This is a genomic window from Paracoccus sp. DMF (assembly GCF_004407025.1).
GTDB classification, from domain to species: Bacteria; Pseudomonadota; Alphaproteobacteria; order Rhodobacterales; family Rhodobacteraceae; genus Paracoccus; species Paracoccus aminovorans_B.
This window is the reverse complement of sequence record NZ_SOKV02000077.1, coordinates 1-7,880: the sequence shown is the minus strand read 5'-3', so window position 1 is coordinate 7,880 and position 7,880 is coordinate 1. Positions and strand designations below refer to the sequence as shown.

Genomic DNA, 7,880 nt, shown 5'->3' with positions numbered 1-7,880 from the left:
CTCCACCGTCGCGCATGCCGAGCACGTCACCGACGCGTTCAGGGCAGCTGGCGTTTCCACCGCGCTGATCCACGGCGATCTGGCGGCAGAAACGCGCAAGGCGATCCTCGCCGACTACGCGGCGGGCGACATCCGCGTCGTGGTCAACGTGGCGGTGCTGACCGAGGGCTGGGACCATCCGCCCACCTCCTGCGTCGTGCTGCTGCGGCCCAGCTCCTACAAGTCCACAATGATCCAGATGGTCGGGCGCGGCCTGCGTACCGTCGACCCCGAGGAACATCCCGGCATCGTGAAGACCGACTGCGTCGTGCTGGATTTCGGCACCTCGAGCCTGATCCACGGCACGCTGGAACAGGATGTCGATCTCGACGGGCGCGTTCCGACGCCGGGGGAAGCCCCCACGAAGCTCTGCCCCGAATGCAAGGCCGAGATCCCGATCGCGGTCACCGAATGCCCTATCTGCGGGTGCGAGTTGCCGCGCGAAAGCGCTGAGCCAATCGACAGTTTCGTCATGACCGAGCTCGATCTTCTCGAGCGATCGAGTTTCGCGTGGGTGGACCTGTTCGGCGACGACGCCGCGCTGATGGCCAACGGCTTTCACGCCTGGTGCGGCGTGTTCTTCCTCGAGGGCCGCTGGCACGCGGTCGGGGGCGCCAAAGGCAAGGCGACGCGGCTCCTGAGCGTGGGCGAGCGCATCGTCTGTCTCGCGCAGGCCGACGACTGGCTGAACACCCACGAGACCGACGAGAGCGCCTTCAAGTCCAAGGGCTGGCTGAAGCAGGACGCGACGGAAAAGCAGCTGAATTGCCTGCCGCCGGAGTTCCGGCGCGACTTCGGCCTGACGCGCTATCGCGCCTCCGCGCTGATCTCGTTCCAGTTCAACAAGCGCGACATCCGGCGCCTCGTCACGGCTGCCGAGCCCGAGCGGAGGGCGGCGTGAGCCATGTCGCGCAAGTCCCATCCCCGCCCGCAGCGCCTGCGGATTGCCCGGAGCGTATTCGGCTCTGGCACCCGCGCCTCAAGCCTTGCGCCGTCTGTCTGCGCCCCGCGCGCGGCTTCGGTTTCTTCAACCCCATCAAACCCCGCCCCTGCGAACACCGCTGGTTCTGCTCGATGCACTGCCAGGCGTTCTTCGCGGCCCGCCACCGGAAAGGACTGACGATGCAGGGAACCACTGATGAAGAACGCCTCGCCATAGCGATGGTGATGAAGCGGCTCGGCACGACCATGGACGAGATCGGCTGGGACAAGCGGCTGCGGGATCTGGATGCGACAGAGGTCACTGCGCTGATCGAGGAGGTTCTAGAGGGCTATGGCGCCGAGATGTCGCGCATCGCCGCCAGGAGCGAGGTGCCGTTCTGATGCTGGATTTCAACCCGCGCCCCTCCATGGCCGAGCGGATCAACGCGCTGGTCGACGCCGCGCTGATCGCCGAGCGGGAGGCCACGCCGCCCCGAACCTATCTCGGCGCGTCCCGTCTGGGGCATGCCTGCGAACGCGCGCTGCAGTTCGAGTTCGCAGGCGCGCCCAAGGATGATGGCGCGGATTTCGGCGGCCAGACGCTGCGGATCTTCGCGATCGGTCATCAGCTTGAGGATCTTGCGATCCGCTGGCTACGGGCGGCGGGGCTCGACCTCTACACCCGCAAGGGCAATCGGCCCGATGGGGATCAGTTCGGCTTCTCCGTCGCGGGCGGCCGCATCCGTGGCCATGTCGACGGGATCATCGCGGCGGCACCGGCTGCGCTCGGTCTTCGCACCCCGGCGCTGTGGGAATGCAAGACGATGAACGCGAAGAACTGGCGGGCCTGCGTCAAGGACGGGGTCGCCGTCGCCAAGCCCGTCTATGCCGCACAAATCGCGATCTACCAGGCTTACATGGAGCCTTCGGTGCCGGGCATTTCCTCGGCCCCTGCACTGTTCACGGCGATCAACAAGGACACGGCCGAACTGCATCACGAGCAGGTGCCCTTTGATGCCGATCTGGCGCAGCGCATGTCCGACCGCGCGGTGCGCATACTCCAAGCCACCGACGCGGGCGAGCTGCTGCCCCGCATCGCCGCCAGCCGCGACTTCTTCGAATGCCGCTTCTGCGCCCATGCCGAGCGGTGCTGGGGGTTGGCGGCATGAGCGACGACACGATCATCCACTTCAATCCATGGCGGGATTTCAACGACGCGGCGCCGCTGCCCGATCCCTTCGCCGTGGAACCGGACTCCGCGCAGATCGCGCGCTTCGTCGACGTGGTCTTCGGCTACTCCGAGGGACTGATCCCGGTCCGTGGCTTCGTCGACAAGGGTCAGGGCAAGGACGGCCGGCCCCACAACATCTGGATCGACGCGAACCGCGCGGCGCCCGACAAGCTCGCCACCTTCGCCGCCTGGGGCGCGCGCGAGGGCGCGGCGGTCTATGTCATTCCCGGCACGGTGGCGGAGACCGGACAGGCGCGTGCCGCCGATGTCCTGCAAATGCAGAGCGTCGTCGTCGATCTGGACGCAGGCGACATCCCGGCCAAGCTCGATCACCTCGTCCACCACCTCGGGCGACCGACGCTGATCGTCGAGAGCGGCGGGCGCACAGCCGATGGCGCGACCAAGCTCCATGTCTGGTGGAAGCTGACCGAGCCCGCCGAAGGCGCCGATCTCGCGCGGCTTTGCCAGTTGCGGGGCGATATCGCGCTCAAGGTCGGCGGCGACATGCATTTCCGCTCGGCGCACCAGCCCATCCGCGTGCCCGGCACGGTGTATCACAAGGGCGGACAGGAACGGCTCGTCCTGATCCGTGAAGCCAGCGATCTCGAGTTCGATCTGGCCGACATGCTCGAGCGCGCGGCCGAAATGCCGCCCATGCCCGGTGTCGGCATGGCGACGGCCGAGCCGCGCGAGAAACCCTGCGTGGACGCAGCCCTTACCACACCGGTCCGCGAGGGCGGCCAGGATGCCTGGACGCGGTTCGAAGGCGTCAGCATGGCCATCGGTCACTATGTCCGCATGGCGCATGAGGGGCGGATGAGCCGGGAGGAAGCCTGGCGCGCGATCGGCGAATACAACGCGGCGATGATCCGGCCGAACTGGCAGGAAGACCGTCTCTGGGTCGAATACGAGCGGCTTTGGGCGCTGCACATCGCGAGGAACGGCCCGCCGCTCATTCGGAACGACGGCGCTCCGGCGGCAAGGGAGATCGCCACCTTCACCTTGGGCGCGCTGCTGGACGACGGCACGCCGATGCCCGACGACATCATCGGCCCGCGCGTCCTGACCCCGGGCGGCATGCTGGTGCTCGGCGGCGCGCCCAAGGTTGGCAAGAGCGATCTCGTCATCAGCTGGCTGGTGCACATGGCTGCCGGTGTGCCGTTCCTTGGCTTCACGCCGCCACGGCCGCTGCGCGTGTTCTATCTGCAGGCCGAGATCCAGTACCATTATCTGCGCGAGCGCATGCAGCAGATCGGCCTGCCGCCTGAGGTGATGGCCGCCGCCCGCGAAATTCTTGTCGTTACGCCGAAGCTGAAACTGCTCCTCGATGAGGGTGGCAGCGCGCTGGTCGCGCAGGCGATCCAGCAGGCGTTCCCGGTCGAGCCCGTCGACATCCTGTGCATCGACCCGATCCGCAACCTGTTCGACGGCGGACCTGGCGGCGGTGGCGAGAACGACAACGCCGCGATGATGTTCTTTCTCAAGGACCGGGTCGAGGTGCTGCGCGACCACGTGAACCCCGACTGCGGGATCATCCTGATCCACCACACCAAGAAGCTGAGCAAGCATCAGGTGAAGGAGGATCCGTTCCTCGCGCTTTCGGGCGCCAGCGCGCTGCGGGGCTTCTACACCTCCGGCCTCATCCTGCACCGCCCCGACGAGGACGCGTCAGAGCGCAAGCTGGAGATCGAACTGCGCAACGGCCCCGCGCTGCCCTCGAAGCTGATCGACAAGGTGCGCGGCCAATGGGTCGAGATCAACCCGATGAATGAGCGCCTCGTGCGCGCCGAGGTGGGCGCCAAGCACGACGCCGAGCGCATGCGCAAGAACGACGTCATTCTCGGCCTGCTCTACGAGGAGGCGCGGCGCGGCAAGCTCTATACGTTCGCCCAGTTTTCCGAAGCCTTCGAGAATACCGGCGGCCTCGGCGGGCGGACCATCTTCCACGACCGGCTCAGCGTTCTCGCCACCAAGGGCAAGGTCAAGTTCATCCGCGGCCCCGCCGCCACGCGCATCGGCCTGGCCGCGGAGCGGAGCAAATACGGCTATCTCTGCGTCGAGGGAATGCTGCTCGGCACGGGCGGCGAGACCGTCGATCCCGACACGGGCGAGGTCAAGCCGGAGCTGATCCCGGCGCTGCCCAGCCACTACAAATGCCCGCAGACCGGGGCCGTCCTGCCCGTCGAGAACCCCTCCGTCTGGGTCTACCAGGAGGAGGACGAGGCATGAGAATTCACGCCGTTCCCCGCCGCGGATTCTGGCTCCGCAGCCCCGGATTCTGGCCAGAATCCGCGAATTCTGCTTCCCGCGCGAATTCTGGATTCTGGCTTTTCCGATTTCATTTCAGTGGCTTGGAAGATGCTTTCCAGAATCCGGAAGGGCCTTTCCGAATTCTGCTCCGGATTCTGGAAGTTCTATTTCAGATCAATGCCTTGGGGCAGATTTCAGAATTCGGAAAACGCCCCCCTTAAGGGGTAGGTGACCTCCCCGCCAGGCGCGGGAGGGTCACCACCTACCCCTGGGCGATTTCTCGGGCTGGATTTCCCGCCCGCCACCCCATCGAGCAGCAACCCGGAAAGGAGCCGATCATGGCCCATGCATCTCTGACCCCGACACCCATGAGCGCCCCGTTGCCCGGCGTGCCTGTCGTCCTCGCCCTCGATCTCGGCACCACGACCGGCTGGGCCCTGCAGGCGGCGGACGGTCTGATCACCAGCGGCACCGTGTCCTTCCGACCCAGCCGCTACGACGGCGGCGGCATGCGCTACCTGAGGTTCCGCGGCTGGCTCGAGCAGCTGGCGCACGAAGCCGGCGCCATCACCGCCATCCATTTCGAGGAGGTGCGCAGGCACGTCGGCACCGACGCGGCGCATGTCTATGGCGGGCTGCTGGCCACGCTGACGTCGTGGGCCGAGACTGCGGGCGTCGCCTATCAGGGCGTACCGGTCGGCACCATCAAACGCCACGCCACCGGCAAGGGAAACGCGAACAAGGAAGCCATGATGGCGGCCGCCCGGGCGCGCGGCTTCAGCCCCGCCGACGACAATGAGGCCGACGCCATCGCGATCCTGCTCTGGGCGCTGGAGACCCGGGGAGGTGTGCGATGAGCGGCATGCGGTTCACGCCCAAGGGCTACGGCGGTCACCGCCGCAATCCCGACGAGGTCAAGCGCGACGGCTGGAAGGAACAGGGCCTGCTGGCCGTGGCCATCGACGACCACCGCCTGACCTGGCCGGAGCGCGAGCTGGTCCGTCAGCTCGGCGAGCGGCTCTACGGCAAACGGGAACGGGAGGCGCGTCATGGGTGAGTGGACCACAGCACAAGTACAGGACCGGCTGGAACTTGCGGCGGGCGTGATGCGGCAGATGCCGGGCGTCATGCCACAGGGCTTCTTCAACGCATGGCCCGAGTATTTCCACAGCTTCGCCGACAAGGTCGGTCAGGAGCCGCAGATGCGTCGCCCGAGGCCAAGCCCGCGTCAGATCACGCAGGCCGAGGAAGCGATGCTCTGGCTGCGCTGGCTCGAGAAGGACGATGCGCGCCTTGTCTGGCTTCGAGCGAATGGTACGCCGTGGAAGCCTATCTGCTGGGAGCTCGGGATCAGCCGGGCAACGGCGAACCGGCGCTGGCAGTATGGCGTTGCGGTTATCGTCTGGCGACTGAACGGGAAACGGGTGCCGCGGAAGCGGTCGAGGCGTTTTGTGGTAGATGGCGTGGACTGAACGCGGTTGGATTGAAGCCTAACGTTCGTTTCAGCCGGGGACGAGGGTCAGGGCATGGGTACCTGGAGATAACCGACTACGCGTCGATAGGCGCTATCCCGCCGGGGCACGACGGAGCCCTCAAGGACATCAATGCTCGCCAATCCTGCGCCTCGATCTCGGCATCGATCCGTCATCCGGTCGATCAAGCGAGCGACCGCATTCGCACGAAGATTGGGCAAGTCGGCGTTCCCGAATGCGCGGCCGCTGCGCGTCTCGCGGCCTGTTGGGATCTCCACCGGAACTTCGCTAAATACCGCGTCCGAGGAGGCGGGGTCCCGCAGGGGCAAGACCGTCACGCTAGCCGGACGGGCGTCCAAAGGTTCGAGCCAGTCGCCGTCCGCCGCGTCCGCATAGCCGCGTATTAGCATCTCTGCACCAGTAAATTTCTGCGCAACCAAGAGGCGAAGGTATGCGCTCTCCGCAAGCTCCGCGATAACGGGGTTACTTCTTGCTTCCGCCAGTTCATCACTAAGTTCGGCGAGAGCGTCCCAAAAATCGACGTTGCTGAAGATTGCTCGATTCGCCGCTTCGCATAAATTCGCTGCCAGAGCGCCAATCATCTGCTCTGACGGCGGGCCGCCCCAAGGATCGACTGGCGTTGTCTGCCGCGCCTCGAATTCGAACAGGGTATATTGATCTGGGCTCGTCGCGCCCCAATCAGGCCGTGCGATGGAGAACGTGACCCATCTTTCGCGTCCCTCAATCAGGACGTCCGCTGTTGCATGGAGAGAGATGATCTCTAGGCGGTCATTCAGCGAGGCAATTTCGTTTCGAAGTTCTGTGAAGGCTTCGACCTCACCAGGCGACAAGGCGAGACGTTGCAGTAAAAGAACCGTATCACGGAAACGACGTTCTAGATCGGCCATCGCTGCATCAACACGCGCCGACTTGGCTTCGGCGAGGTTCGCACGCGCCGACGCTTCCCGGCGCTCTTCCCTTTCCTTTGCCAGGGCTTCGTTCGCACTATCTCGCTCCGCTTCCGCCCTGGTCCTCGCCTCATCGGCTCGCTTTTCGGCGTCAACAGCCAGACGGCTGGATTCTTGCGCGTCATCCCGCGCGCTTATGGCGTGATCTCGCGCGGTTACTGCGGCGTCTCGTGCAATCACGGCGGCCTCTCGCTCTCCTATCGCAAGATCCCTTGCCGTTTCGGCGCCATCTTTCTGGGCCCTTAAGGTTTCGATCGTCGTGTCCTTCTCCGCGATTTGCGCCTCCAGAGATCGAGTTCCAAAGAATAGCGCGGCGACCATAAGGCCGGCCCCAACAATGACGAAAGCTATGGCAGGCGCGCCGACGAAACGCCCCTCAGCGAGGTTGACCTCCATCGCGAAGAACGGCTCTCCCCGTCGCAAGTGCCAAGCGCCGAGGGCGATTCCGACGACGAACAGGATCAGTCCCGCAAAGAGTGGAACGTTTGCCATCAATGCCTCGTGCGGAGAGTTTTGACACTCAACGAGGAGCCGTATGTTCGCATGAACCTATTGATGTTACCCCTCACTGACGGCGCGCCCAAATCAGCAGGATCGTACCATCTGCATCCCTGAAAGTAACCAACGGAAATCAAAGGAGTGGGATTGACGGCATCAGCCGGCGGGAGGCGGCCACCTGCGCCCGTGACATAGTCCTGTTGAGGTTTCGCGGCACGGCACTTGCGACATGCGTCGCAGTTAGTCGGTTGGAGGCGTTGCCGACTGCCTGTCAAGACTTCGACGGCACGCGAGACGCTTTTCCGTGAGACACCGGAACGCGAGACGGATCGCCCCAACGCCGCTATCTATAGCGATATACTCGGGAGAGGAGCGCGCAGGCAGACGCCGCGTCGCTGGCTTCCGGGGTCCAGCGAAGGTTCCAGCCGGGTCCAATCGGCTAACCCATTGAGTTCGCGGTTCCTTCCTGGCGATATTCGTATGCTGGCGGGCGAAGCGCGG

8 protein-coding genes are annotated in these 7,880 nt (G+C 65.2%); 7 read left to right on the top strand and 1 reads right to left on the bottom strand.

The genetic code is table 11. The annotated features are described in order from the left end of the window. From E3D03_RS19595 to E3D03_RS19565, 7 genes are all read left to right on the top strand, one after another. A partial coding sequence (locus tag E3D03_RS19595; RefSeq protein WP_263568354.1) for a DEAD/DEAH box helicase occupies positions 1-940 on the top strand: 940 nt, incomplete at its 5' end. Beyond that, complete coding sequence (locus E3D03_RS19590) at positions 937-1,362, top strand: DUF6511 domain-containing protein (RefSeq protein ID WP_263568353.1); 426 nt, start codon at positions 937-939, stop codon at positions 1,360-1,362. The genes E3D03_RS19595 and E3D03_RS19590, both read left to right, overlap by 4 nt. Further along, positions 1,362-2,129, top strand: a complete 768-nt coding sequence (locus tag E3D03_RS19585; protein WP_263568352.1) for a hypothetical protein — start codon at positions 1,362-1,364, stop codon at positions 2,127-2,129. Before E3D03_RS19590 ends, E3D03_RS19585 begins: the two co-directional genes overlap by 1 nt. Continuing rightward, on the top strand, positions 2,126-4,420 hold the full coding sequence (locus E3D03_RS19580; protein ID WP_263568351.1) for an AAA family ATPase: 2,295 nt from the start codon (positions 2,126-2,128) through the stop codon (positions 4,418-4,420). Before E3D03_RS19585 ends, E3D03_RS19580 begins: the two co-directional genes overlap by 4 nt. Before the next feature lie 359 nt (positions 4,421-4,779). Then, positions 4,780-5,298: a hypothetical protein gene (locus tag E3D03_RS19575; protein WP_263568350.1), complete on the top strand. Its 519-nt coding sequence runs from the start codon at positions 4,780-4,782 to the stop codon at positions 5,296-5,298. Between the two features lie 5 nt (positions 5,299-5,303). Continuing rightward, positions 5,304-5,498 (top strand): hypothetical protein, encoded by a 195-nt coding sequence (locus E3D03_RS19570; RefSeq protein WP_263568355.1) that lies wholly within the window; start codon positions 5,304-5,306, stop codon positions 5,496-5,498. Next, positions 5,491-5,913, top strand: coding sequence for a DUF6362 family protein (locus E3D03_RS19565; protein WP_263568349.1), 423 nt, complete (start codon positions 5,491-5,493; stop codon positions 5,911-5,913). The genes E3D03_RS19570 and E3D03_RS19565 overlap by 8 nt, the downstream gene beginning before the upstream one ends. 47 nt (positions 5,914-5,960) lie before the next feature. Here the strand turns inward: E3D03_RS19565 and E3D03_RS19560 are convergent, their stop codons facing one another. Then, the gene (locus E3D03_RS19560; protein ID WP_263568348.1) at positions 5,961-7,373 is read right to left on the bottom strand and encodes a hypothetical protein; all 1,413 of its coding nucleotides are present in this window, start codon (positions 7,371-7,373) and stop codon (positions 5,961-5,963) included. Positions 7,374-7,880: the final 507 nt, after the last annotated feature.

Bases quoted from the DNA above. Each gene is read 5' to 3' on its own strand.
- E3D03_RS19585 (WP_263568352.1), top strand. From the start codon at position 1,362: ATGCTGGATTTCAACCCGCGCCCCTCCATGGCCGAGCGGATCAACGCG.
- E3D03_RS19560 (WP_263568348.1), bottom strand. From the start codon at position 7,373: ATGGCAAACGTTCCACTCTTTGCGGGACTGATCCTGTTCGTCGTCGGA.
- E3D03_RS19575 (WP_263568350.1), top strand. From the start codon at position 4,780: ATGGCCCATGCATCTCTGACCCCGACACCCATGAGCGCCCCGTTGCCC.
- E3D03_RS19565 (WP_263568349.1), top strand. From the start codon at position 5,491: ATGGGTGAGTGGACCACAGCACAAGTACAGGACCGGCTGGAACTTGCG.
- E3D03_RS19570 (WP_263568355.1), top strand. From the start codon at position 5,304: ATGCGGTTCACGCCCAAGGGCTACGGCGGTCACCGCCGCAATCCCGAC.
- E3D03_RS19580 (WP_263568351.1), top strand. From the start codon at position 2,126: ATGAGCGACGACACGATCATCCACTTCAATCCATGGCGGGATTTCAAC.